The organism is Amycolatopsis sp. MtRt-6 (assembly GCF_017308975.1).
Classification (GTDB): Bacteria; Actinomycetota; Actinomycetes; order Mycobacteriales; family Pseudonocardiaceae; genus Amycolatopsis.
Genome location: NZ_JADWPD010000015.1, coordinates 112,722 through 137,114, shown reverse-complemented (window position 1 = coordinate 137,114; position 24,393 = coordinate 112,722). Strand labels below are relative to the sequence as shown.

Sequence of the window (24,393 nt, the reverse complement as noted above, 5' to 3'; positions counted from 1 at the left end):
GGCGTTCGAGGGGCTCCGCGAAACGACAAAACGCCCTCGCGCAGACAGGCGCGGGGCGTTGTAGGGCACACGAAGTGCCCGGCCTCGTTCCTCCTGCGCGGGCCGCCCGACGTGATGCGGGACCTTCGTTCCCCGTTGGAGCGGGGAAAACCAGCGGTCTTCGGTAGAACCGTCGTCAACTATACCCCGTCGGTTGTCAAGGCTTTCTCGGGGGCCGGTCTGACCTGCGTTTAGGGCGCCTGGGGGTTCCACGGGGCGGCGCGGAGGGCATCATGGTGACGTGGCGGAGCAGCGCGATGACGGAAAGCCGGGCGCGGAGATCGAACCGGCGGGCTCCAACGCGCCCGCGGCGGGGCCTCCCCCACAGCCGCCGGTCGACCCGGCGGAGGTCGAGCAGTTCCGCCAGTTCCAGCAGTTCCAGGACTACCTGCGCTTCACCCAGGCCCAGCAGGGCAACCAGCCGGCCCCCGCGCCGGACGCGGGCGTGGTCCAGGCGCCGCCGTCCCAGCCGGGCAGTCAGCCCCCGATGATCCCGGCCGGGTACCAGCTGGTCCCGGTCGAGCGCCGCCGGGCACCGAAGTGGGTGACCTGGCTCGGCAAGAAGGTCCTCGCCTGGGTGCTGGCCTTCATCCTGCTCGCGGTCGCGGGCACGTGGCTGTACAACCACTTCTTCCCCAACGACGCCGGCAAGACCTCCGCCCAGCTCGCCCAGGAAGGCGGCGGGACCTACCACACGAACCACGTCTTCTCGACGAACCCGTACGAAGCGGTGCGGATGGTCTACCACAACATCGCCCAGGGCCGGGTCGACGACGCCTGCGGCCGGTTCCAGAACGAGGGGCAGCGCGACATCCAGACCCGGTTCGCGCAGGACATCGCCCAGACGTTCCGCCAGAACGCCGCCCAGACCGACTGCAAGAAGGCCGTCGAATTCCTCGCCACCCAGGTGACGAACAAGAACGACTACGCCGAATCCCTGCCGTCCAGCGTCTCGGAGCCCCTGCCCGGGGACACCGTGACGATCGATTCGTGCACCTTCCCCGTCACGGGCGGCCCGGCACTGGGTGTCTTCACGGTCTCCAAGGTCGAGAAGGGCCAGTGGCTCATCACCGGCCACGCGATCGGACCGGCGAAGTGCAGCGGAGTACCCACCTCGGCGACCCCGACCGGCTGACTCAGCGCGGGTGCGGCGCCGAGAGGAACGACACCAGAGCCTCCGCGAAGGCCGGTGACATCACCGCCGTCATGTGGTCGCCCGGGATCCGGACCAACCGCGCCCCCGCGATCGCGGCCGCCAGTCTCTCCGGCTCCGCAGCCAGCTGGTCCTGCTCGCCCGCCAGCACCAACGTCGGGACCCCGATCGCCGACAGGTCCAGGTGTCCCTCCCGCGACGCCAGCGCCACCGCCGCCAGCGCCTGGCGGTCGCCGCCCACCGCGTCGGCCAGCAGGCGGAACGGCACTCCCGATGGCGGCACCAGCGCGGGGTCCTCCGCCAGCAACGCCGAAGCGAGGTCAGCCGGCTTCACGACCCGCAGGTCCACGCCGCCGAAGTCGACGATGCCCGAGCCCACTCCGCCGGTCGCCAGGCAACGGATGCGCTTGTCCGCCGCCGTCACCGTCAGGGCGATGATCGCGCCCATCGAGTAGCCGGCCAGGGAAACCTCGTCGAGACCCAGCTCGTCCAGCAGGGCCGAGACGTCTCGGGCCATCGCGTCGTCGGCGTAGCGGGACTCGTCGTGCGGCTTCTCGGACCGGCCGTGGCCGCGGGCGTCCAGGGAGATCACCGTGAAGCCCGCCGACCGGAGCGCCGCCACCACGCCGGTGGAAATCCAGTTCGCGTTCGTGTCCGCGGCGAAGCCGTGTTGCAGCAGCACCGGGCGGTGGGCGCCGTCGCCCTCCCACACCGTGTAGTTCAACCGGAGCCCGTCGAACGACGCGAAAGTCGGCATGCCGTCAATAAGACACGAAGAAAGGGCGCCCCCGCAGCAAGCGGGGACGCCCTTTCTGGTGATCTCAGACTCAGACCGCCGAGTCCTCGGAGAGGAGGTTGCGGGTCTGCAGCGGGTCGACCGGGATGCCCGGGCCCATCGTCGTGCTGAAGGTGACCTTCTTCAGGTAACGGCCCTTCGCCGACGACGGCTTGGCGCGGAGGATCTCGTCCAGCGCGGCGGCGTAGTTCTCGACCAGCTTCTCCGTGTCGAAGGAAGCCTTGCCGATCACCAGGTGCAGGTTGGCCTGCTTGTCCACGCGGAAGTTGATCTTACCGCCCTTGATGTCCTTCACGGCCTTCTCGACCGCGGGGGTCACCGTGCCGGTCTTCGGGTTCGGCATCAGGCCACGCGGGCCGAGGATGCGGGCGATGCGGCCCACCTTGGCCATCTGGTCCGGCGTCGCGATCGCGGCGTCGAAGTCGAGCCAGCCACCCTGGATGCGCTCGATCAGTTCGTCGGTGCCGACCGCGTCCGCGCCGGCGGCTTCGGCCTCGGCGGCCTTGTCGCCGACGGCGAAGACGATGACGCGGGCGGTCTTACCGGTGCCGTGCGGCAGGTTCACGGTGCCGCGGACCATCTGGTCGGCCTTGCGGGGGTCCACACCGAGACGCATCGCGACCTCGACGGTCGCGTCCATCTTGGTCTTGGAGGTCTCCTTCGCCAGCTGCGCGGCCTCGAGCGGCGCGTACAGGCGCGCCTTGTCGATGAGCTCCGCAGCCTGGCGGTAAGCCTTGCTGTGCTTGGTCATGCTTCTGTCCTTACTTCAAAAACGGATCAGTGTGGTGCCAGAGCCAGCACTCGGCTCTCCCACGTGGTGCTGCAAACGTCAGGCGTCGACGACCGTGATGCCCATCGAACGAGCAGTGCCGGCGATGATCTTCGCGGCCTGGTCGATGTCGTGCGCGTTGAGGTCGGTCTCCTTGGTCTTGGCGATCTCGCGGACCTGGTCCCAGGTGACCTTGGCGACCTTGGTCTTGTGCGGCTCGCCGGAGCCCTTCTCCACGCCCGCGGCCTTCAGCAGCAGCTTCGCGGCCGGCGGCGTCTTCAGCTTGAAGTCGAACGACCGGTCCTCGTACACGGAGATCTCGACCGGGACGACGTCCCCGCGCTGCGACTCGGTCGCGGCGTTGTAGGCCTTGCAGAACTCCATGATGTTGACGCCGTGCTGACCCAGCGCGGGGCCGACCGGCGGCGCGGGGTTGGCCGCACCCGCCTTGATCTGCAGCTTGATGATCGCCGCAAGCTTCTTCTTCTTGGGTGGCATTTCTTTTCCTGTCCTGTACTACGTTCCCCGCGTACCTGCCGTGGACGCGGGGACTGCGGCCGGAAGGCCGGCCGTCAGATCTTGGAGACCTGGTTGAACGACAGCTCGACCGGGGTCTCCCGGCCGAAGATCGACACCAGGACCTTCAGCTTCTGCCCGTCGACGTTGACCTCGGAGATCGTCGCCGGCAGCGTCGCGAACGGGCCGTCCATGACCGTGACCGACTCGCCGACCTCGAAGTCGACCTCGACGGCCGGGCCGCCGAGCGGCGCCGCGGCGGCGGCTTCGCCCTTGCTGGCCTTCGCCGGGGCTTCCTTCTCGACCTGGGGAGCGAGGAACTTCAGCACCTCGTCCACGGTCAGCGGCGACGGCCGCGAGGTGGCGCCGACGAACCCGGTGACACCCGGCGTGTTGCGCACCGCGCTCCACGAGGCGTCGTTCAGGTCCATCCGGACCAGGATGTAGCCGGGCAGCACCTTGCGCTGCACCTGCTTGCGCTGGCCGTTCTTGATCTCGGTGACCTCTTCGGTCGGGACCTCGATCTGGAAGATGTAGTCCTCGACGTCCAGGGTCTGCGTCCGGGTCTCGAGGTTGGTCTTCACCTTGTTCTCGTACCCGGCGTAGGAGTGCACGACGTACCACTCGCCGGGCGCGGCGAGGAGCTCGGCGCGCAGCTTGGCGACCGGGTCCTCGTCGTCCGCGGCGGCCTCGGCCCCCGTCTCGTCGATCACGTCGTCGGCGGAAGCGTCGTCGTCACCGGAAGCGGCGGCGGCGTCGTCGACCTCGGAGTCCGACACGTCGACGGGCTCGAGGTGCGCGGACTCCTCGTCACCGAGTGCCGCGTGCACCTGCTCGTCGGAAAGCTCGGTCAGGTCGTGACCGGCTGCTGTGCCGTTGTCGGAGGTCACGTTCCGTCCTCTCAGTTGATCATTGCCGGGGCCGGGCCCCGTTCGGCGCCACGCCCTGGGGCGCGTCAGCCGAAGATGTGGCCGATGCCCCACTTGAACAGGAGGTCCAGGCCACTCACCAGAGCCACCATGAACACCACGAAGACCAGCACGACCGCGGTGTAGGTGACCATCTGCTTGCGGTTGGGCCAGATGACCTTGCGCAGTTCCGCCCAGACCTCGCGGACGAAGCGCACCAGCCGCGCGAACACGGAAGCCTTCTTCGGCTTCTGGTCCCGCTTCGGAGTCGGAGCGCCCTTCGCGTCGGGGGCGGTCTTCTCCCCCGACTTCCCGGCCGGGCGGGTCTTGTCGTCCGCACGTGCCGCGGACTTCCCCGCCGGACGAGCGGTCGCACGGCGCTCACGCCGAGCAGCGGCTGTGACGGGACGGGACTGGCTCTCGGGCTTCTGCCCGGTGCCGCCCTGCTCCTGCTCGCCGCCGCTGGCGTCGCTGTCGCTCACGACCACTCCTCCGCTCCACCAGTTCCGTTACGCAGGGGTGACAGGACTTGAACCTGCAACCTGCGGTTTTGGAGACCGCTGCTCTGCCAATTGAGCTACACCCCTGTGGAGCCCCGATCGCTCGGAGCCCCGGTGGACGCATTCCATCGTCCCCACCATCCAGGCGGGGATGACCGTAGTGCGTTCCAAGTCCCGAAGTCTACGGCAAGCCTCGCGAGGGCCCGCAACCGCGCCCCCCGATCGACCACCGCACCCCGGCCGGCCTGCGGAAAACTCCCCGCCGACCTCCTGATCATGCCAGGATGTCCGCCATGACGACCACCCCCCGTCCGGCGGGGGCTCCGATGCGGCTCGGGCTCGCTCTCCCCCAGTACGGCGCCCTCGCCGACCCCGCGGCCGTGCCGCGCTTCGCGACCGCCGCGGAGAGCCTCGGCTTCGCGTCGCTGTGGGTGGGCGACCGCGTCCTCGCGCCACGGGCGCCGTCCGACCGCTACCCGGGCGGCGGGACGCCGGAACACCCGTACCCCCGGGAGTTCGAGACCTTCGCCGACCCGTTCACGACACTGGCGGCCGCGGCGGCGGTGACCCGCACGGCCCGCCTCGGGACGAGCGCGCTGACCGGCCCGGTGTACTCCCCGGTGCTGCTCGCCCGGGCGCTGACCTCGCTCGACCTGGCCAGCTCGGGCCGGCTGGACGTCGGCTTCGGGCTCGGCTGGCTGCGGGAGGAGTACTTCGCCACCGGGGTGCCGTGGGCGGACCGCGGCCTGCGGCTCGAAGAGCTGCTCGACGCCCTCGACGCGCTGTGGACCGGCGACCCGGCGGAGCACGAGGGCCCGCAGTGGCGGATCGCGCCGTCCACGGTGGGCCTGCGCCCGGCGCAGCAGCCGCGCCCGCCGGTGCTGCTCGGCGGGTTCTCCCCGCCGGCACTGGCCCGGGTCGGGCGCCGCGCGGACGGCTGGCTCGCCGGCTGGATGCCGGAGCGGTACCTGACCGGCCTCTGGTCGGTCGCGCTCGAAGCGGCCGAGAAGGCCGGCCGCGACCCGGGCGCGCTGCGCCGGGTGCTGCGGATCAACCCGCGGCCGGGCACCGCCGTCGAGGCGGTCGCCGACGTCCACCCCTGCCTCGACGTGGCCCGCGAGCTGGGCATTTCCGAAGTGCTCGTCGACCTGCACTTCGTCGCGAAGGACGTCGGCCACGCCCTGGACCTCGCCGCCGAACTCGCCGGCGGCTGATCCACGTCGAGTGTGACGCACCTCTCACGCACGGCCCAATAGTTCTATTATAGTTAGAACTATGCTCGTTCAAATCGATCCGAGTTCCACCGTCCCGCTCTTCGAGCAGGTGGCTGCCTCGCTGCGCCGGTCCCTCGCCGACGGCAAGCCGGCTCCCGGCCAACAGCTGCCACCCGCCCGCGAACTGGCCGCGGCCCTCGAGATCAACGTCCACACCGTGCTGCGGGCGTACGCGCTGCTCCGCGACGAAGGCCTCATCGACCTGCGGCGGCGCCGGGGCGCCGTCGTCATCGGCGGTGCGTCGTCCCGCGCGCGGCTGGCCGAGCTGGCCGAAGACCTGGTCCGCGAAGCGAAGCGCGCGGGCGTCGGCCTCGACGAACTCACTGGGGTGTTGAAGGAGAAGTACTCATGACCAATCCGATCCGGGTCCTGTTCGCCACGGCCGTGCTGCCGGGCGCCGCGCTCGCCGTCGCGGGCGCACTCGAAAACGCGTGGGCGCACCGGCTGCCCGACCCCGTCGCGACGCACTGGAACACGGCGCCGAGCAGCGCGACCCCGCTCGGGGTGTTCACCGGCGCGTGCCTCGGGCTGGGTGTGGTCGCCGTGCTGCTCCTGGCCACGACGGCGATGACCGCGCTGCGCCGCGGACGGCCGCTGCCGCGCGCGGCCGTCGGCGTCGGGGCCGGGTTCGCCGCCCTGCCGGCCGCGGTCCTGCTCACGGTGCTCGTGGCGAACCTCGACGTCCCGGACTGGCACGCGGCCCGCAGCGGCTTCGTCGTCGTGCTCTTCATGCTGGGTGCGGCGGTCCTCGGCGTGCTCGCGGCGCTCGTCGGCGGCGTGCCGTCGGCGCCGGAGCGCGAGCAGACCGCGAACCGGCCGAGCGTCGGCCTGCGGCCGGGACAGCGCGCGTTCTGGGCGGGCGGGGCGGCGAACCCGGCGATGCTCTGGTCGCTGGCGCTGATCCCGGTGGCGATCGCGCTCGTTCCCGCCGGGCTCTCCTGGCCGGTGGCCGGCTGGATCACGCTGGTCGGCGTGGTGGTCGCGGCGCTGACGTACCGGCTGTCGGCGACCGTGGACGCCAAGGGCGTGACGATCCGCTTCGGCCTGCTGGGCGTCCCGTGGCGGCACCTGAGGCTGGACAGCATCCGCGAGGCGACGACGCGTGAGCTGTCGATGTTCCGCGACGGCGGGCTCGGCCTGCGCTTCAACCCGGTCACCGGCACGACGGCGTACAAGGTCCGCGGCGGCCCGGCGCTGGAGCTCACCCTGGAGAGCGGCCGGAAGGTGCTGGTGAGCGTGGACGACCCGGAGACGGCCGCGGGACTGGTCAACGACCTGCTCGCGCAGCGGATCACCCGGATTGGCTAGGTCGGCGGCGCGGCGCGTTCGGTAGAAACGAAGAAGTGGCGAAGAAAAGCGGTGGCGGCGGCTGCCTGGTGCTGGTGCTCGTGGTCGGGCTCCTGGCGTTCGGGTACTACAAGTGGCAGCACGGCTCGTCGTCGGCGCCGCCGGAGGGCGTGGACACCGGCGGCGGCAGCGGCCGCTACGTCGCGCTCGGGGATTCGTACACGTCGTCGCCGCGGACCGGGCGCCAGGCGGGCACGCCGGCCGGCTGCGACCGCTCGGACGACAACTACCCGCACCTGGTGGCGGCGAAGCTGAAGCCGGCGCAGTTCGCCGACGTCAGCTGCAGCGGCGCGACGACGGCGAACCTGACCGGGTCCCAGAAGACCGGGAACGGAACCAACCCGCCGCAGCTCGACGCGGTGACGGCGGAGACGACGCTGGTGACGGTGGGCATCGGCGGCAACGACGTCGGCTTCTTCTCGTACGCCTCGGGCTGCGCGACGACCGACCAGAACGCGTCACCGTGCCGGGACCGCTTGACGGCGGGCGGCCGCGACCAGCTGGCCGAGCGCATCGACGCGACGGCCCCGAAGATCGGCGCGGTCCTCGACCGCATCCACGAGCAGGCCCCGAAGGCCAAGGTGGTGGTCGTCGGCTACCCAACGGTCCTCCCCGAAGGCGCCGGCTGCTGGCCGTCCCTGCCGTTCGGCGCGGGCGACATCGAGTACTTCCGCGGCGCGCTCGGCAAGCTGAACAAGATGCTGGAGGACCAGGCGGACACCCACCGCGCGGGTTACGCGGACACCGCCACGCCCGGCAAGGGCCACGACGTGTGTTCGGCGTCGGACAAGCGCTGGGTCGAGGGCCTGCTGCCCGCCTCGCCGGCCGCCCCGCTCCACCCGAACGCCCGGGGAGAGCAGGGCATGGCCGACGCGGTGCTCGCGGTGTTGAAGCTGCCTTAGCGGGCCCGCCCCAAGCACCCCAATGTGGCGTTGGTTGCGTCGGACGCACCGAACGCCACATTGGGGGCGTCGGCGTCAGAGGCGGACCAGCGCCTGCGGCTTCCCCAGCACGGTCTTCCCGTCGAACTTCACCACGAGGTCGATCCGCGCGATCCCGTCGTCCTTGACGTCCGCGACCTTCCCGGTGATCTCCACCACCGCGCCCTCTGCCGTGTTCGGCACGACGACCGGCCGGGTGAACCGGGCGCTGAAGTCGACCAGCCGGGCCGGGTCGCCGAGCCAGTCCGTGACCACGCGGCCGGCCACCGCCATCGTCAGCATCCCGTGGGCGATGACGTCCGGCAGGCCGACGTCCTTCGCGAACGCCTCGTTCCAGTGGATCGGGTTGAAGTCCAAGGCCGCCCCGGCGTAGCGCACCAGCTGCTCGCGGGTGATCCGCACCTCGAGGGCGGGCAACTCGTCGCCGGTGTTCACGCGTTCTCCCCTCGGACCACCAGTTGCGCGCGGGTGGTGCAGACCTTCTGGCCGGCCGCGTCGGTGATGTCCGCGCGGAGGTTGATGAAGTCGTTGCCGGCGCGGGCCATGATGCCGTCGATGTGGGTCGTCACCTCGAGCACGTCGCCGGCGAACACCGGGCGCGTGTAGGTGAAGCCCTGGTCGCCGTGCACCATCCGCGAGTAGTCGAGGCCGAGCTCGGGGTCGGCGACGATCGCGTTGATCGAGGCGAGGTTGATGATCGTGAGGAACGTCGGCGGCGCGATCACGTCGGGGTGACCGGCCTCGCGGGCCGCCTCCGGGTCGCGGTAGACCGGGTTGTCGTCGCCGATCGCGTCGGCGAACTCCCGGATCTTCTCCCGGCTCACTTCGTAACTGGTCTGCGGCGGATAAGTCCGCCCGGTGAACGACTGGTCCAAGGGCACCCGAGGAGGCTACCAACAGCAAAGAGCCGCCCTGGTGATCCAGGGCGGCTCTTCGAAGCTGGTGAACGCGTACGCGTCAGCGGGTTTCCTTGTGCGTCCGGTGCGTACCGCAGTTCGGGCAGAACTTCTTCATCTCCAGGCGATCCGGGTTGTTGCGCCGGTTCTTCTTGGTGATGTAGTTGCGGTGCTTGCACTCTTCGCACGCCAGCGTGATCTTGGGTCGCACGTCGGTGGCAGCCACAGCGTTTCCTTCTCTCTCAGGTCCGGGGGCCAGCCCCGTCGTTACCGCGTAGCGGTGGCCGGACTTGAACCGGCGACACAGCGATTATGAGCCGCTTGCTCTGCCAACTGAGCTACACCGCCCTTACATGACCCAAGCCGCGACACGCAGGCGTGACGCGGCTGAGGTCGAGAGCCCCTTTACGGAATCGAACCGTAGACCTTCTCCTTACCATGGAGACGCTCTGCCGACTGAGCTAAAGGGGCCTGGCCTCTCGCGAGGACTTGGAAAGATTAGCAAGCCGCTTCACCCGCCCGTGCAACCGGGGTCCCCAAACCGCAAAAGCTCAGGTCAGGAGGGTCAGCACGGTCTCCGAGTGCCGCCCCGGCGAGCGCGCGGTGCGGGCCTGCAGCCACGCCTCCAGGCGGTCCTCCGGCAGCGGCCGCGAGATCAGGTAGCCCTGGGCGACGTCACAGCCCATCGCCTCGAGCTGGTCGCGCGCCACGTCCTCCTCGACGCCCTCGGCCACCACCGTCAGCCCGAGCGAGTGCCCCAGCTCGACGATCGACCGGACCACCGCGAGGTCGCCGAGGTCGGTGCCCATGCCGAGGACGAAGCTCTTGTCGATCTTGACCTGGTCGACCGGCAGCTGCCGCAGGTACGCCAGCGACGAGTACCCGGTCCCGAAGTCGTCCACGGCGAGCGTGATGCCCAGCGAGTGCAGCTCGCGCAGGATCGGCAGCGCCTTCTGCGGGTCGGACATCACACCGGACTCGGTCAGTTCGAACGTCAACAGCTCCGGCGGGATGCCGTAGTGCTCCAGCTCGCGGGCGACCTTGGCCGGGAAGTCCTCGTCGGCCAGGTTGCGCACCGACAGGTTGACCGCCACCGAGATCCGCAGGCCCTCGTCGAGCCACTTGCGGCAGCGCTTCAGGGCCTCGCCGAGCACGAACCCCGTCAGCACGCCGATCAGGCCGGCCGCCTCGATGGCCGGGACGAACTCGTCGGGGCCGAGCCTGCCGAACTCCGGGTGCACCCAGCGGACCAGTGCCTCGACGCCCTGCACCTGCCGGTTCGGCAGGGTGATCTTCGGCTGGTAGTGGACGCTGACCTGGCCGTCCTCGAGGGACTGCCGGAACTGCGTCACCATCTGGAAGCGGCGCAGGAAGATCTGGCCCATGCTCGGCACGTAGCCGCGGACCTCTTCGCCGCCCTTCGTCGCGCGGACGGCCACGTCCGCCCGCTGCAGCAGGCCTTCGATGTCGACGACGTCGCCGGGTTCTTCCGCGGACGTCGTCGCGTAGCCGATCATCGCGTTCGCCTCGACCGAGAGCCGGTCGACCGGGTACGGCGCCGACAGCTCTTCGCGCAACCGTTCCGCCGCCTGGTGGGCGTCTTCCGGCGGGCAGCCGACGAGCAGCGCCGCGAAGGAAGCGCCTTCGAGCCGGGCGAGCGGGACGTCGGGGCCGAGCGCGTCGCGGATGCGGCGGCCGGCGGCGACGACCATCCGGTCGGCCCACGCGTAGCCGAGCGCGTCGCTGACCGTCGAGAAGACGTCGAGGTCGATCCGCAGCACCACGGCGTTGGCGAAGTCCCGCAGCGGCTCCTTCGCCACCTGCCGGAAGCCCGGCCGGTTGAGGTGCCCGGTGAGCGGGTCGTGGTAGGCGTCGTGGCGCAGCGTCGCCAGCAGCCGCCGGTTGTCCAGCGACGTCGCGAGGTGGCTGGCCATCGTGCCGAGCAGCTGGACGTCGTACTTGCCGAAGCCGCGCCAGCGGGACAGCCGGTCGTGCGCCTCGACGACGCCGAGCAGCCGGTTCGCGCTGCGCAGCGGGACGACGAGTGCCTCCTGCGCGCCGCGGTCGAGCAGCGCCGCGCGGACGTCGGGGTTGGCCTCGGTGATCCGGAAGTGCCGGACGTGCGCGCCGGGCAGCCGCAGCAGCGGGTCGTCGGCGGCGGGGTCCGCGGGCGGCAGGTCGTCGCCCGCCACCACGACCCGCATGGTGTCCTTCGGTTCGAGCCTCAGCCGCAGCACGACGCGGCCGGCGGCGAGCTGGTCCTTGATGCGCTCGGCGATCGTCGCCCATTCGCGGACGTCGACGCCGCCGACGAGTTCGTCGGCGCGGCTGGCCGGGCGCGCCGCGGCCTGCTGGCCCGAGCGGGCCACCATCAGGCTGACGTCCGAGAGCGCCTCCATGTCCCGCTGCTCGCGCAGCAGGTCGGAGTACGCCCAGTACAGCGCGGTGAGGCCGAGGAAGACGGCGAGCACCAGCGGCCACGCCTGGGGCGTGCTGGCGATGACGAGGTAGCCGGAGAGGCCGACGGACGCGTTGACGAAGCCGACGACCAGGATCCGCCCGGTGAGCCGGACGGCGGTGCTGACCCGCATGCGGCGGCGCAGCACCCGGACCGCGGCCAGCGCGAGCAGCGTGCTCACCAGCGGCGCGGTCAGCGTGCCGGCCAGCGCCGCGACCCACGGGATCTTGTCGCCCGCCCCGGCGCCCACGGCGTACTTCACCAGCCCGGCGACCGCGAAGGCGCCGGTGATCTCGAGCAGGAACGCGCCGGCGTTGTAGAGCACGCGGCCGGCGACCTTGCGCGCGAGCAGCGTGCCGATGCCGGCGATCAGGTGCGCGGCCAGCACGACCTCGAACGGCGCGATGAAGAACCCGATGACGAGCGGGATTTCGGTGAACGAGATCGTCCACGAGATGCCGCTGCGGACGTCTACGTTGATGCCGAGCTGCTCGGCGAGCAGGAAGGCGACGGCGAGCACGGGCCCGATCCACAGCAGCCGGTCGTCCCAGTGGAACGGCAGCCACGAACCGACCGCGAACGCGGCGGCGAGCCCGAGGCTGAGCACGGCGAAGGTGTAGGCGCGGAACCGGCGTTCGTCGGTGCGGGCTTCGGCGGAGACGGGTGGTGTTCCGGAAGCGGCTCCCGGCCCGGGCTGCGCCTGCGCGACGGCGTCGCCGTGGGCGTTGGTGTCCGGCATCCGACCTTCCCTCCCGGCTTGTCCACCGGTGCTGATCCGTGACTTCGGGTGTGGACAAGGGCCATACCGTACCCCGTAGGGCGTACCCGTGTCCCTTTCGAGACAGTAGGAGATCACCCCAGGGTTAACAATGCCTCGAACGCGCTGACCTGCGTGGACCAAGGAGTGAAACGCCGGATGTCCGAACTCGCCCGGTTCTGTGCGCATCGGAACGCCGGTAGCGCTTCAATGGGCGCATGCACAGCGATGTGATTGCCACCGAGCACGCGACCCGGCTCGCGGCGGTGGACTCCCTCCTCCCCGGATCAACTCCCTTCGAGGCAGCCGAAAACGCCGTGGTGCTGGAAGTCGCGACGGGCGATTCCGCCGCTTCCGGGCTGGCTTCCCGGGTCCAGGTCGACCGCGACGCCCCGAACGCGCCGTGGCGGGCGCTGACCGAACACCGGCTCGACGTCCAGCTGGCCGGCCCGCAGCCGGCGGCGGTGCTGGACGCCCTGCTCACTCGATGGGATGAACATCTGCGCGCGGTGGCCGAGCGCGGCGACACGGAGACGGCGGCGATCGTGCCGCGGGCGAGCCGGGATGCCGCCGGCGCGCGCGAAATGCTGCACCACGGCTTCGCGCCGCTGCGGGTGGTCGCGGTCCGCCCGGCCCAGCGGCACGTCCCGGCGACTCCGCTGGGGACGCCCGGTGTCAAGATCCGCCGCGCCGAGCCCGATGACCTCGAGACCGCGGTGGCGCTCGGCATGGAGCTGCACTCCTACGACGCCCAGTACGGCACGGTGAACTGGCGCACCGGTGTCGAGGAGATCCTGGCCAAGGACCTCGCCGAGCAGCTGAAGCGGCCGGAGCCGCCACTGTGGATCGCCGAGCTGTACGGCCGGCCGCTCGGCATGGTGAGCGTCCAGCACCCGGGCGAGACCGGCTGGATCAGCGGCCGCGTCGCCGCGTCCCGCGTCGGCTACCTGTCGTCGCTGGCGGTGGCGGAGGCCGCGCGGTCGTCCGGCGTCGGCACCGCGCTGGCGACGCACGCCCACCACGTCCTCGACGAGGAAGGCGCCGACGTCGTCCTGCTGCACCACGCCGCGGCGAACCCGCTGTCGACGCCGTTCTGGTACGCGCAGGGGTACCGCCCGCTGTGGACGTACTGGCAGCGCCGGCCGGCTGTCCGGTGAGCTACCGGAGGATTTCCGGGGGTGCCCGGGGCTTATAGGCTGGGCTTCGCCGCGAGCGAGGGGAGCCTGAAGTGACCGACCAGCGAGATTCCGCGCCGAGAGCGCCCGAGGGTGTCGACACCGAGAAGCCGTCCGCGGCCCGGATCTACGACTGGTACCTGGGCGGTACGCAGAACTGGGCCGTGGACCGCGAGTTCGGCAGGCGCATGGAGCAGCAGTGGCCGCTGGTGCGCCCGGGGTCGAAGCAGAACCGCGAGTTCATGAACCGCGCGGTGCGCGCGGCGTTGCGGGCCGGCATCCGGCAGTTCATCGACCTCGGCTCGGGCGTGCCGACGGCGGGCAACGTGCACGAGGTCGTCGAGGCGGAGCTGCCCGACGACCACGACGCGAAGGTCGTCTACGTCGACTACGAGCCGGTCGCGGTCGCCCACGCGACGCTGATCCTCGAAGAGAGCGCGGCGACCGACTGGGCGGGCATCGTCCAGGCGGACATGCGGGACGCGAAGTCGGTGCTGCGCGCGCCGGAAACGCGGCGGCTCATCGACTTCTCGCAGCCGGTCTGCCTGATCATGGCGGCGGTGCTGCACTTCGTCGGCCCGGACGACGACCCGGAGGACCTGCTGGCGACGTACCGCGACGCGCTCGCGCCGGGCAGCTGGCTGGCGATCTCCCAGATGAGCGAAGGCGACGGCAGCGGCGAAATGCTCGAAGGGCTGCGCTGGTTCGTCGAGCAGTACCGGAAGACGAGCAACCCGGTCTGGTTGCGCGACCGCGAAGAGATCGAGCCGCTCTTCGGCGACTGGCAGCTGCTGGAGCCGGGCATCGTGCACCTGCCGGACTGGCGGCCGGACCGGAAGATCAACGCCCTGGAGGCGGAGGCCCGGCCGTTCGCGTGGTGCGCCGTCGCGGCGAAACCAGGCCGCTGACCTGCGGTTTCTTCGATCGCTGTGGGCGAACGCACCATCGGAAACAAACGCTCCCATCGGAGAGTTGAGCTAGGCAGACTCAACTACACGAGGAGTGCACATGTCCGACACCCGCCTCCTGCCCGTGCTCCCGCTCGATGACGACGTCGTGCTGCCGGGCATGGTCGTCCCGCTCGACCTGACCGACACCGAGACGCGGGCAGCGGTGGAGTCCGCCCAGGCCAAGGCGCCGAGCCAGGCGTCCTTCCCCGGCATCCGGTCCGCCGCGGCCACCAAGGCCGAAGTCCTGATCGTCCCGCGCGTGCACGGCGAATACGCCGAGTTCGGCACCGTCGCCACGGTCGAGCGCATCGGCCGCGTGCCCGGCGGCAAGGCCGCCGTCCTGCTGCGCGGCACGGCCCGCGCGGTCGTCGGCCGGATCGCCGACGGCCCCGGCGCCGCCCGCTGGGTGCACGCCGAGGACGCCCCCGAAACCACCGACGACCGGACGGCCAAGCTCGCGGCCGAGTACAAGGCCGTCGTCATCTCGATCCTCCAGCAGCGCGGCGGCTGGCAGCTGATCGACGCCGTCCAGCAGGTCGAAGAGCCGTCCGCGATCGCCGACCTGTCCGGCAACGCGCCATACCTGTCGACCGGCCAGAAGCTCGAGCTGCTCGGCGCGCTGGACGTAACCGCACGCCTGGAGAAGGCGCTCGAGTGGAGCAAGGAGCACCTCGCCGAGCTCGAGGTGACGGACACGATCCGCAAGGACGTCGCCGAGGGCATGGAGAAGCAGCAGAAGGAGTTCCTGCTGCGCCGCCAGCTCGAAGCCATCCGCAAGGAACTGGGCGAGCTCGACGGCACCGCCGACGAGACGGACTACCGCGCCCGCGTCGAGGCGGCCGAACTGCCCGACGCGGTCAAGAAGGTCGCACTGGCCGAAGTGGACAAACTGGACCGCACGTCCGAGCAGTCCCCCGAGGGCGGCTGGATCCGCACCTGGCTGGACACCGTCCTGGAGCTGCCCTGGAACGAGCGCACCGAGGACGTCTACGACATCGCGGCGGCACGGGCCGTTTTGGACGCCGACCACGCGGGCCTGGATGACGTGAAGGAACGCATCATCGAGTACTTGGCCGTGCGGAAGCGCCGTGCGGAAAGCGGCCTCGGCCCGGTCGGCGGCCGTCGTTCGGGTGCGGTCCTGGCGCTCGCCGGCCCTCCCGGAGTCGGTAAGACGTCGCTGGGCGAGTCGGTCGCGAAGGCCATGGGCCGCAAGTTCGTCCGGGTCGCGCTGGGCGGCATCCGCGACGAGGCGGAGATCCGCGGCCACCGCCGCACCTACGTCGGCGCGCTGCCCGGCCGGATCGTCCGCGCCATCAAGGAAGCCGGCTCGATGAACCCGGTGGTGCTGCTCGACGAGATCGACAAGGTCGGCGCCGACTACCGCGGCGACCCGACGGCGGCGCTGCTCGAAGTGCTGGACCCGGAGCAGAACCACACGTTCCGCGACCACTACCTCGAGGTCGAGCTGGACCTGTCCGACGTCGTGTTCCTGGCGACGGCCAACGCGCTGGAGACCATCCCCGGCCCGCTGCTGGACCGCATGGAGCTGGTGACGCTGGACGGCTACACCGAGCACGAGAAGGTGACGATCGCCCGCGACCACCTGCTCCCCCGCGAGCTGGAGCGCGCCGGCCTGGGCGCCGCGGACGTGGTTTTGACGGACGCGGCGTTCAGCCGGATCGCGGCCGAGTACACCCGCGAGGCGGGCGTGCGCGACGCGAACCGGACGATCGCCAAGGTGCTGCGGAAGATCGCGACGAAGGTGGCCCTGGACGAGGTTTCCCTGCCACTCACGGTCGACGCTGCCGATCTGGAAACCTACCTGGGCCGCCCACGGCACATCCCGGAGTCGTCGCTGCCGGCGTCGACCCAGCGCACGGCAACCCCGGGCGTGGCAACGGGCCTGGCGGTGACCGGCGCGGGCGGCGACGTCCTGTACATCGAGGCGTCGCTCGCGGACGAGGAGTCCGGCGCGTCCGGACTGCAGCTGACCGGCCAGCTCGGCGACGTGATGAAGGAGTCGGTGCAGATCGCGCTGTCGTACCTCAGGTCCCATGGAGCGGAGCTGGAGCTGCCGGTGGCCGACCTGCGCAACCGCGGAATCCACGTCCACGTCCCGGCCGGAGCGGTCCCGAAGGACGGCCCATCGGCGGGCATCACGATGACGACGGCGCTGGCATCCCTGCTGTCGGGCCGAGTGGTCCGGGCGGACGTGGCGATGACGGGCGAGGTGTCGTTGACGGGCCGCGTCCTCCCGATCGGCGGAGTGAAGCAGAAGCTCCTGGCAGCCCACCGGGCAGGCATGAAGACGGTGATCATCCCCCAGCGCAACGAGCCGGACCTCGACGACGTCCCGGCCGAGGTGCTGGCCCAGCTGGAGGTCCACGCGGTGGCGAACGTCCGCGAGGTCCTGGAGCTGGCCCTGACACCGGCGTCGACGCCGGTCCCCCAGGCGGCGTGACCCCGAGCGCCGCCGACGGTCGGTTCCCTTCTCCCGCAAAGGGAGTCGGCCGGTCATACGAGTGAGCCCCGTGACCATTCCGGTCACGGGGCTCACTCGTGTGTGGCGGGTGAGGGATTCGAACCCCCGTAGGCAATGCCAACTGGTTTACAGCCAGTCCCCTTTGGCCACTCGGGTAACCCGCCCAGGCCGGTCTCACCGGCCGGGGTGAAGCTTACCCAACCGCTCCCGGCGGGGAGCAACCGGGTTACCCGGGGCTAGGCTGGGAAGCCCTGACAAGCGAGTACGAGGTGTGAGGACACGTGGCGGATCCCTCTTTCGACGTCGTGAGCAAGGTCGACCGCCAGGAGGTGGACAACGCGCTCAACCAGGCGAGCAAGGAGCTGGGCACCCGGTTCGACTTCCGCGGCACGGGCACGACGATCAACTGGGCCGGCGAGGAGGCCCTCACGATCGAGTCCGAGACCGAGGAGCGCGCCCTGGCGGCGGTCGAGGTGTTCAAGGAGAAGCTGATCAAGCGCAGCATCTCGCTGAAGGCCTTCGAAGCCGGCGAGCCGGCGCTGTCGGGCAAGATCTACAAGATCTCCGGCAAGATCCTCCAGGGCATCGCCTCGGACAAGGCGAAGCAGATCGCCAAGTTCATCCGCGACGAAGGCCCCAAGGGCGTCCAGGCCCAGATCCAGGGCGACCAGCTGCGGGTGTCGGGCAAGAAGAAGGACCAGCTGCAGGAGGTCATCGCCCTGCTGAAGGGCAAGGACTTCGAGATCGCGCTGCAGTTCACGAACTACCGGTGACGCCGCCGCGGGCACCCGGGCTCCGGGTGCCCGCTCAGGACGGCGTCAGCGTCCAGCTCGCCTCATAGCTGTCCACCTGCAGGTAAGCCGGCCCGGTCACGTCCCGCTCCACCTGCAGATCACCGATCTGGTTCAAGATCAAGTCCCGGTCCGACGGCGACGTCATCACCCACAGCCCCACGCTGCCGCGGGTCTTCGCCGTGAAGCGGATGCGTGTCACGCCCGCCGGGAGCTTGAGCACCGCGTCGCCGCGGTCGGCCGTCTCCTTGCCGGCCTCTGCCGTCGGGATGCTCCGGTGGTCCGCGATCGTTGCCGTCCAGGGGGCGTTCGCGTGGACCGTCACCCTCTTCGTCGGGCGGTCCGGGTCCGTGTTCATCCACGTCGTGCCCTTGTACGCGCCGATCGCGTTGACCAGGCCGTGCTCGCCGCCGTCGGTGTCGATGATCACGTTGGCCGTGCACTTCGGGCAGTCGAACGTGAAGAAGCCCACCTGGTCCGCCGGCCAGGTCGTCGCGAACTCGCCGCTGCCCGTGCCCGTGTGCGTCTCCGGCGGCACGTCACGGGGAACAGCAGCCGGCGCCGTCGAAGGAGCCGAAGGTGCGAAGGACTCCGTGACGATCGTGCCGTACCCGGTCGGCGGCGCGCACGCCGAAGCCAGGACCAGGACCAGCAGGCCGGCCAGCCGGATTTTCATCGTCCCCCCTCAACTGCCCTCAGTGATCTTTCGGCCCGCAGACCAGGAGCGTTACCCGAACGCGTGAATGCACCCCGCCCAAGACCACCGGTCGTGCTGTAATCGCGCGGTCACCGCGTGTGGAGGAGGTCGGGATGCGTCGCTTGCTGGTCTTCGTGCTGACCCTCTCGGCCGTCGCCTCGCTGCTCACGCCGGCGAGCGCGGCCGAGCGCAAACAGCTCGTCCCCGGCTTCGGCGCGTACGCGCGCCTGATCCGCCTCGAACACTCCGCCGCCGGCCGCGGGCGCATCATCGCCACGCTGACCAGCGAAGACGCCGGCGGCAAGTTCACCCCGGTCCTGGAGAGCACCGACGAAGGCGAGTCGTTCCACCAGGTCGGCGCGATCCGCGACCCCGACGGCCGGGCCGGCATGTGCTGCGGCACCGTCTACGAGCTGCCGGAACGCGTCGGCAGGCTCCGCGCGGGGACGCTGCTGTGGGCCGCGTCCTACCGGCAGGACGCCGGGCCGCAGCGCCGCATCGGGATCCGCGTCTGGGCCAGCAAGGACGCCGGCCGCTCGTGGACCTTCCTGTCCGAGGCCGCGCGGTCGCACAACATCGACGGCATCTGGGAGCCCGAGTTCACCGTCGACGCCGGCGGCACGCTGTGGCTCCACTTCGCCGACGAGACGCAGGCGCCGAAGTACGCGCAGGTGCTCAACCGGGTCGCCTCGACCGACGGCGTGAACTGGGGCACCAAGCAGCTCACCATGGCGATCCCGCCCGACCGCGTCCGGCCCGGCATGCCGATCATCCGGCGGCTGCCCGACGGCCGCTACTACTTCGCCTACGAGATCTGCAACTTCCGCGACCGCTACTGCGACCCGTACTTCAAGATCTCCGCCGACGGCGCCAACTGGGGCGACCCCGCCGACCCCGGCACCCGCGTCGACACCGCCACCGGCAACTACTTCCAGCACGCGCAGACGGTCACCCTCTTCCCCGGCGGCCCGAACGGGGTGCGGATCGTCATGGTCGGGCAGATCTACACCAACTCCAAGGGCGTGCCGCAGCCGCAGAACGGCCAGGTGCTGCTGGCGAACGACCACTTCGGCAGCGGTCACTGGTACGAGCTGCCCGCTCCCGTGCACATCACCGGCATCCGCAACCACTTCTGCCCCAACTACTCCTCGACGCTCCTGCCGGTCGACGACGGCCGGAACGTGCTGGAGATCGCCACCGAGGACAACTCCGGCTGCAAGGCCTACTTCGGTAAGGGATCCGCCTTCTGATCGTGGCCCGTAGGGTGGGGAGGTCCCAACCGCGGAGCAGGGAGGCAGTCCATGAAGGGCATCGTGCTGGCCGGAGGCAGCGGGACACGCCTGCACCCGATCACCCAGGCGGTGTCCAAACAGCTGCTGCCGGTCTACGACAAGCCGATGGTCTACTACCCGATCTCGGTGCTGATGCTGGCCGGGATCCGCGAGATCCTCGTCATCTCCACCCCCACCGACCTGCCGATGTTCCGCAGGCTGCTGGGCAACGGCGACCAGTTCGGCGTCACCTTCTCCTACGCCGAGCAGCCGAGCCCGAACGGGCTGGCCGAGGCGTTCGTGATCGGCGCGGACTTCATCGGCGACGACGACGTGGCCCTCGTCCTCGGCGACAACATCTTCTACGGCCAGGGCTTCTCCGGCCGCCTCCGGCAGGCCGTGGACGAGCTCGACGGCTGCGTCCTGTTCGGCTACCCGGTCAAGGACCCCGAGCGCTACGGCGTCGGCGAGGTCGACGAGACGGGCAAGCTGCTCACCATCGAGGAGAAGCCGCTCAAGCCGCGCTCCAACAAGGCGATCACCGGCCTGTACTTCTACGACAACCAGGTCGTCGACATCGCCCGCGCGCTGCAGCCGTCGGCGCGTGGTGAGCTGGAGATCACCGACGTCAACCTGACCTACCTGCGCCAGGACCGCGCGACGCTGGTCGAGCTCAGCCGCGGGTTCGCCTGGCTCGACACCGGCACGCACGACTCGCTGCTCGAAGCCGGCCAGTTCGTCCAGGTGCTGGAGCACCGCACCGGCGTGCGCATCGCCTGCCTGGAGGAGATCGCGCTGCGCATGGGCTTCATCGACGCCGCCGAGTGCTACGCGCTGGGCGAGAAGCTCGCGAAGTCCGGCTACGGCGACTACGTGAAGGCCGTCGCCGTGGCGGCGGGGGCGTCGGCCTAGAACCGGCGCCGCGCCATCTCCTCGAGCCGCGCGATGCGGTCGGCGATCGGCGGGTGGGTCGAGAACAGCTTGCTCAGGCCCTCGCCCGGGCGGAATGGGTTCGCGATCATCAGGTGCGACTGCGACACCAGCTGCGGCTCGGCGGCCAGCGGCCGCGCCCGTGTGCCGGCGTCCAGCTTCCGCAGCGCCGACGCCAGGCCCAGCGGGTCGCCGGTCAGCTCGGCGCCGGACGCGTCGGCCTGGTACTCCCGCGAGCGGCTCACGCCCATCCGGATGACGGCGGCCGCGATCGGGCCGACGAAGATCAGCAGCAGGCTGACCAGCGGGTTCCCGTCGCGGTTGCTGCCGCCGAAGAACAGCGCGATGTTCGCGAGCACGCTGATCACGCTGGCCAGCGCGCCGGCCACGCACGAGATCAGGATGTCGCGGTTGTAGACGTGGGACAGCTCGTGGCCGAGCACGGCACGCAGCTCGCGCTCGTCGAGCAGGTCGAGGATGCCGGTGGTGCAGCAGACCGCCGCGTGCCGCGGGTTGCGGCCGGTCGCGAACGCGTTGGGCGCGACCGTCGGGCTGATGTAGAGCTGCGGCATCGGCTGGCGGGCGACCTGCGCGAGCTCGCGCACGATGCGGTACATCGCGGGCTGCTCGACCTCGGACACCGGCCGCGCCCGCATCGCGCGCAGGGCCAGCTTGTCGGAGTTGAAGTAGGCGAACGCGTTCATCCCGAGGGCGACGAGCAGGCCGATGACCAGGGCGCCGCGCCCGAAGAGCCCGCTGAGCGCGACGATGATCGCCGACAGCAGGCCGAGCAGCAGTGCCGTCTTGAGTCCGTTCTGGTGCCCGTGCACGCGCGCTCGCCTCCGTCCGCTGTCCCGAGTGGGTTTACCCAGTGGAAACAACGCGATCGGGGGACGCGAAGTTCCTTCACATGGCGACGGCGCGGGTTACGCTCGGGCAGCCAGTTGATCAGGAGCGGAGGCGCCCATGCGAGGTGGCCGGCTACCCCGGCGGACCCTGTTCGCCCTGCTCACGGCGGGCGCGGGCGCCCTCGCCCTGCCCGGGACGGCGCGGGCGGAGGACGTCCGGTCGCTCGACATCGGCGGCGCCCCGGCCCGGCTCGCGGTGAACCCGGTCACCGGCCTCGGGTACGTCACCGACGCCCAGGCCGGGACGGTTTCCGTGGTCGATCCGCGCAGCACGTCGGTCGACGACGTGATCCACGTCGGCGGCGAGCCCGGCGACGTCGCGGTCGACCCGAAGGCCGGCCGGATCTACGTCGCGAACCCGCCGGCGGGCACGGTGGTGGTGCTGGACGGCCGCAGCCACGACCTGGTGAGCGTCGTCGGCGCGGGTGCCGGCGCCTCCGCGCTGGCGATCGACGAGCAGGCGAACCGCGTGTACGCCGCCAGCGGCGCCACCGGGACGCTGGCCGTGCTCGACGGCGTGAGCTGCACCTTGGTGGCGCTCGTGCCGGGCCCGAAACCGGCCCTCGCCGGCATCGGCGTCGACCCCGGCCGCAAGCTGGCCTACTGCGCGAGCCCCGGCACCGATTCGGTCGAGGTGTTCTCGATCGACACCGGCAAGTTCGTCGCTTCGGTGCGGGTCGGGCGCAACCCGACGGGCGTCGCGGTGCACCACCAGAGCGGCACGGTGTACGTGGCGAACTCCGGCATCCACCACATGTCCATTGTGGACGCGGTAACGCGCACCGAGCGCAAGACGGTGTTGCTGCGCAGCGAATCCTCCGCACTGGCCGTGCACCAGGGCACGAACACGGTGTACACGAACGGCGGCCAGAACGGCCTCGCCCGCGTCGACGGCACGGCGGCCACGCTGAGCGGCGAGCTTTCGCTGGGCGTGAACCCCGGTGACGTCGCCGTCGACCAGCGCTCGCGCACGGTCTGGGTCACCGACCCGCTGCACGGGCGGATCTTCCTGGTCCGCGATTTCTGACCCCGCGTCAGCCGTCCTTGGCGACCACCCGGGTGAGGGCAGCCACCCCGATCCCCACCACGGAGACCGCGAGGCCCACGACCAGCCAGCCCAGCAGCGCCAGCACCACGCCGGTTGCCGCGAAGAGCGCGAACTCCAGCAGGAAGCGACCCGGCTCCGGCAGCCGGCGGCGGGCCCGCGGGGCGACGAACAGGCCCCAGAGCACGGCCGCACCCAGCGGCAGCAGGACGGCGTCGACGATCGCCAGCACCACACCGCTGCCGAGCTGGGTCCCGGCGAGCGCGAGGCCGCCCAGCAGCGCCAGCTCGGTCAGGAAGCGGACCGTCAGCACCACGCCCGCGAACCCGCTCAGGCGGGGAGTCGGCTCGGAAGTCATCCGGCCAGCGTAGGAGGTCGTCCACAGTGGACGTTACGGGTACGAGCGGGTACGGTTGGTGATTCCTGCCACAATTAGGCCATTCAGGTTGCGGTTCCGAATCGGTCCACCAGCGGCTCCCGCGTCGCTGTAACGACCTCCCGGCGCCGGTCGACGTGTTGGATGCACATCGCGACCGCGAGACTGGGAGCCTGGTAGATGACCACATGTCGACTCTGCGGTTCGACAAACACGGCCAGCGTCGTCGACCTCGGCGCCACTCCCCCGTGTGAGCGATTTTTGACGGCGGAGCAGCTCGACGAGCCGGAAGCCACCTTCCCGCTCCACCTGAAGGTGTGCACCGACTGCTGGCTCGCCCAGATCCCGCCGCTGATCGACCCCGACGACACCTTCACCGAGTACGCGTACTTCTCGTCCTTCTCGACGTCGTGGGTCGAGCACGCGAAACGTTTCGTGGACGGCGCGGTCGACCGGCTGGGGCTCGGCGAGAAGTCGTTCGTCGTCGAGGTCGCGAGCAACGACGGGTACCTGCTCAAGCACGTCGTCGGGCACGGGATCCGGTGTCTGGGCGTGGAACCCTCGGTGAACGTCGGGCAGGCGGCGCGTGACGCCGGCGTGCCCACGCTGACGGCCTTCCTGTCCGAGGAAACCGGCCTGAAGGTGCGCGAAGAGCACGGGCCGGCCGACCTCGTCGCCGCGAACAACGTCTACGCGCACATCCCCGACGTCCTCGGCTTCACCAAGGGCCTCCGCGCGCTGGTGGCCGACGACGGCTGGGTCTCCATCGAGGTCCAGCACCTGCTCACGCTGATCGAGAAGAACCAGTACGACACGATCTACCACGAGCACTTCCAGTACTACACGGTCGAATCCGCGCGCCGGGCGCTGGCCACCGGCGGGCTGACCGTGGTCGACGTCGAACTCGTGCCGACGCACGGCGGATCGATCCGGCTGTGGGCACGTCCGGCCGAGGTGGCGGGCGAGCCCAGCGAACGGATGACCGACGTGCTCGAGCGCGAAAAGTCGGCCGGGCTGCACGAGCTGTCCGGCTACACCGAGTTCGCCGAGCGCGTCACCCGCGTGCGGCTGGACCTGCTGAAGTTCCTCATCGAGGCGCGCGGCGACGGCAAGACCGTCGTCGGCTACGGCGCCCCCGGCAAGGGCAACACCCTGCTGAACCACTGCGGCATCCGGACGGACCTGCTGCAGTACACCGTCGACCGCAACCCCTACAAGCACGGCCGGTTCACCCCGGGCACGCGCATCCCGGTGCTGCCCCCGGAGCGGATCGAAGCGGACCGGCCCGACTACGTGCTCGTCCTCCCGTGGAACCTCCGGGAGGAACTGACCGAACAGCTCTCCTCCATCGGGACCTGGGGCGGAAAGCTCGTTTTCCCGATCCCCCACTTGGAAATCGTCGAGGTGCAGTGAA

The 24,393-nt window shown here is 70.6% G+C and carries 25 protein-coding genes and 4 tRNA genes; 13 read left to right on the top strand and 16 right to left on the bottom strand.

Features of this window, described 5'->3' with window-relative positions; all coding sequences use genetic code 11:
• The first annotated feature begins 280 nt into the window (after positions 1-280).
• Complete coding sequence (locus tag I4Q55_RS25210) at positions 281-1,174, top strand: hypothetical protein (RefSeq protein ID WP_206791034.1); 894 nt, start codon at positions 281-283, stop codon at positions 1,172-1,174.
• A gap of 1 nt (position 1,175) precedes the next feature.
• On the opposite strand, the gene I4Q55_RS25205 is transcribed toward I4Q55_RS25210, so the two are convergent.
• The 6 genes from I4Q55_RS25205 to I4Q55_RS25180 all read right to left on the bottom strand — a co-directional run bounded on the left by I4Q55_RS25205 (position 1,176) and on the right by I4Q55_RS25180 (position 4,768).
• Positions 1,176-1,949 (bottom strand): alpha/beta fold hydrolase, encoded by a 774-nt coding sequence (locus I4Q55_RS25205; RefSeq protein ID WP_206791031.1) that lies wholly within the window; start codon positions 1,947-1,949, stop codon positions 1,176-1,178.
• Between the two features lie 70 nt (positions 1,950-2,019).
• Positions 2,020-2,739: a 50S ribosomal protein L1 gene (gene rplA, locus I4Q55_RS25200; protein ID WP_206791029.1), complete on the bottom strand. Its 720-nt coding sequence runs from the start codon at positions 2,737-2,739 to the stop codon at positions 2,020-2,022.
• A gap of 78 nt (positions 2,740-2,817) precedes the next feature.
• The gene (rplK, locus tag I4Q55_RS25195) at positions 2,818-3,255 is read right to left on the bottom strand and encodes a 50S ribosomal protein L11 (RefSeq protein WP_043781763.1); all 438 of its coding nucleotides are present in this window, start codon (positions 3,253-3,255) and stop codon (positions 2,818-2,820) included.
• Between the two features lie 74 nt (positions 3,256-3,329).
• Positions 3,330-4,163, bottom strand: a complete 834-nt coding sequence (gene nusG, locus I4Q55_RS25190; RefSeq protein ID WP_206791027.1) for a transcription termination/antitermination protein NusG — start codon at positions 4,161-4,163, stop codon at positions 3,330-3,332.
• Between the two features lie 65 nt (positions 4,164-4,228).
• Positions 4,229-4,669, bottom strand: coding sequence for a preprotein translocase subunit SecE (gene secE, locus I4Q55_RS25185; protein ID WP_206791025.1), 441 nt, complete (start codon positions 4,667-4,669; stop codon positions 4,229-4,231).
• A gap of 26 nt (positions 4,670-4,695) precedes the next feature.
• Positions 4,696-4,768 (bottom strand) — tRNA-Trp (locus I4Q55_RS25180).
• A gap of 206 nt (positions 4,769-4,974) precedes the next feature.
• Between I4Q55_RS25180 and I4Q55_RS25175 the strand changes: the two genes are divergently transcribed.
• The 4 genes from I4Q55_RS25175 (at position 4,975) to I4Q55_RS25160 (ending at position 8,204) form a co-directional block, all read left to right on the top strand.
• On the top strand, positions 4,975-5,895 hold the full coding sequence (locus I4Q55_RS25175) for a TIGR03619 family F420-dependent LLM class oxidoreductase (protein ID WP_206791022.1): 921 nt from the start codon (positions 4,975-4,977) through the stop codon (positions 5,893-5,895).
• 61 nt (positions 5,896-5,956) lie between these two features.
• Positions 5,957-6,307 (top strand): GntR family transcriptional regulator, encoded by a 351-nt coding sequence (locus tag I4Q55_RS25170; RefSeq protein ID WP_206791020.1) that lies wholly within the window; start codon positions 5,957-5,959, stop codon positions 6,305-6,307.
• Complete coding sequence (locus tag I4Q55_RS25165) at positions 6,304-7,263, top strand: hypothetical protein (protein WP_206791018.1); 960 nt, start codon at positions 6,304-6,306, stop codon at positions 7,261-7,263. The genes I4Q55_RS25170 and I4Q55_RS25165 overlap by 4 nt, the downstream gene beginning before the upstream one ends.
• 35 nt (positions 7,264-7,298) lie before the next feature.
• Positions 7,299-8,204, top strand: a complete 906-nt coding sequence (locus tag I4Q55_RS25160; RefSeq protein ID WP_206791016.1) for an SGNH/GDSL hydrolase family protein — start codon at positions 7,299-7,301, stop codon at positions 8,202-8,204.
• A 75-nt stretch (positions 8,205-8,279) separates the two neighbouring features.
• Here I4Q55_RS25160 and I4Q55_RS25155 read toward each other — a convergent pair whose 3' ends face one another.
• From I4Q55_RS25155 to I4Q55_RS25130, 6 genes are all read right to left on the bottom strand, one after another.
• Positions 8,280-8,678 (bottom strand): MaoC family dehydratase, encoded by a 399-nt coding sequence (locus tag I4Q55_RS25155; RefSeq protein WP_206791015.1) that lies wholly within the window; start codon positions 8,676-8,678, stop codon positions 8,280-8,282.
• Entirely contained in the window at positions 8,675-9,124 is a 450-nt protein-coding gene (locus I4Q55_RS25150; protein ID WP_206791014.1) for a MaoC family dehydratase N-terminal domain-containing protein, read from the bottom strand. Before I4Q55_RS25150 ends, I4Q55_RS25155 begins: the two co-directional genes overlap by 4 nt.
• Before the next feature lie 76 nt (positions 9,125-9,200).
• Positions 9,201-9,365, bottom strand: a complete 165-nt coding sequence (gene rpmG, locus I4Q55_RS25145; protein ID WP_005152047.1) for a 50S ribosomal protein L33 — start codon at positions 9,363-9,365, stop codon at positions 9,201-9,203.
• Between the two features lie 49 nt (positions 9,366-9,414).
• Positions 9,415-9,487 (bottom strand) — tRNA-Met (locus tag I4Q55_RS25140).
• Positions 9,488-9,537: 50 nt separating this feature from the next.
• Positions 9,538-9,610, bottom strand: a tRNA-Thr gene (locus I4Q55_RS25135).
• 80 nt (positions 9,611-9,690) lie between these two features.
• The gene (locus I4Q55_RS25130) at positions 9,691-12,336 is read right to left on the bottom strand and encodes a bifunctional diguanylate cyclase/phosphodiesterase (RefSeq protein WP_206791013.1); all 2,646 of its coding nucleotides are present in this window, start codon (positions 12,334-12,336) and stop codon (positions 9,691-9,693) included.
• A 236-nt stretch (positions 12,337-12,572) separates the two neighbouring features.
• Here I4Q55_RS25130 and I4Q55_RS25125 point away from each other — a divergent pair, with 236 nt between their 5' ends.
• The 3 genes from I4Q55_RS25125 to lon all read left to right on the top strand — a co-directional run bounded on the left by I4Q55_RS25125 (position 12,573) and on the right by lon (position 16,940).
• Complete coding sequence (locus I4Q55_RS25125; protein ID WP_206791012.1) at positions 12,573-13,511, top strand: GNAT family N-acetyltransferase; 939 nt, start codon at positions 12,573-12,575, stop codon at positions 13,509-13,511.
• A 71-nt stretch (positions 13,512-13,582) separates the two neighbouring features.
• On the top strand, positions 13,583-14,437 hold the full coding sequence (locus I4Q55_RS25120) for an SAM-dependent methyltransferase (protein ID WP_206791011.1): 855 nt from the start codon (positions 13,583-13,585) through the stop codon (positions 14,435-14,437).
• A 100-nt stretch (positions 14,438-14,537) separates the two neighbouring features.
• The gene (gene lon, locus I4Q55_RS25115) at positions 14,538-16,940 is read left to right on the top strand and encodes an endopeptidase La (RefSeq protein WP_206791010.1); all 2,403 of its coding nucleotides are present in this window, start codon (positions 14,538-14,540) and stop codon (positions 16,938-16,940) included.
• A 103-nt stretch (positions 16,941-17,043) separates the two neighbouring features.
• On the opposite strand, the gene I4Q55_RS25110 is transcribed toward lon, so the two are convergent.
• Positions 17,044-17,125 (bottom strand) — tRNA-Tyr (locus tag I4Q55_RS25110).
• Between the two features lie 117 nt (positions 17,126-17,242).
• Here I4Q55_RS25110 and I4Q55_RS25105 point away from each other — a divergent pair.
• Positions 17,243-17,734, top strand: a complete 492-nt coding sequence (locus I4Q55_RS25105) for a YajQ family cyclic di-GMP-binding protein (protein ID WP_176173343.1) — start codon at positions 17,243-17,245, stop codon at positions 17,732-17,734.
• A 34-nt stretch (positions 17,735-17,768) separates the two neighbouring features.
• Here the strand turns inward: I4Q55_RS25105 and I4Q55_RS25100 are convergent, their stop codons facing one another.
• Positions 17,769-18,428 carry a hypothetical protein gene (locus I4Q55_RS25100; RefSeq protein WP_206791009.1) on the bottom strand — a complete coding sequence of 220 codons (660 nt, stop codon included), beginning with the start codon at positions 18,426-18,428 and terminating at the stop codon, positions 17,769-17,771.
• 134 nt (positions 18,429-18,562) lie between these two features.
• On the opposite strand from I4Q55_RS25100, the gene I4Q55_RS25095 reads away from it, so the two are divergent.
• Both I4Q55_RS25095 and rfbA read left to right on the top strand, forming a co-directional pair.
• A complete protein-coding gene (locus tag I4Q55_RS25095) occupies positions 18,563-19,699 on the top strand; it encodes a sialidase family protein (protein ID WP_206791008.1) in 1,137 nt (378 codons plus the stop codon).
• A 51-nt stretch (positions 19,700-19,750) separates the two neighbouring features.
• Positions 19,751-20,632, top strand: a complete 882-nt coding sequence (gene rfbA / locus I4Q55_RS25090) for a glucose-1-phosphate thymidylyltransferase RfbA (protein ID WP_206791006.1) — start codon at positions 19,751-19,753, stop codon at positions 20,630-20,632.
• Here the strand turns inward: rfbA and htpX are convergent.
• The gene (htpX, locus tag I4Q55_RS25085) at positions 20,629-21,480 is read right to left on the bottom strand and encodes a zinc metalloprotease HtpX (RefSeq protein WP_206791004.1); all 852 of its coding nucleotides are present in this window, start codon (positions 21,478-21,480) and stop codon (positions 20,629-20,631) included. The two genes, rfbA and htpX, sit on opposite strands and share 4 nt — an antisense overlap.
• A 136-nt stretch (positions 21,481-21,616) precedes the next feature.
• On the opposite strand from htpX, the gene I4Q55_RS25080 reads away from it, so the two are divergent.
• Positions 21,617-22,585: a hypothetical protein gene (locus tag I4Q55_RS25080; RefSeq protein ID WP_206791002.1), complete on the top strand. Its 969-nt coding sequence runs from the start codon at positions 21,617-21,619 to the stop codon at positions 22,583-22,585.
• Between the two features lie 7 nt (positions 22,586-22,592).
• On the opposite strand, the gene I4Q55_RS25075 is transcribed toward I4Q55_RS25080, so the two are convergent.
• Positions 22,593-22,961 carry a YrdB family protein gene (locus tag I4Q55_RS25075; RefSeq protein ID WP_206791000.1) on the bottom strand — a complete coding sequence of 123 codons (369 nt, stop codon included), beginning with the start codon at positions 22,959-22,961 and terminating at the stop codon, positions 22,593-22,595.
• Positions 22,962-23,159: 198 nt separating this feature from the next.
• On the opposite strand from I4Q55_RS25075, the gene I4Q55_RS25070 reads away from it, so the two are divergent.
• On the top strand, positions 23,160-24,392 hold the full coding sequence (locus I4Q55_RS25070) for a class I SAM-dependent methyltransferase (protein ID WP_206790998.1): 1,233 nt from the start codon (positions 23,160-23,162) through the stop codon (positions 24,390-24,392).
• Position 24,393: the final 1 nt, after the last annotated feature.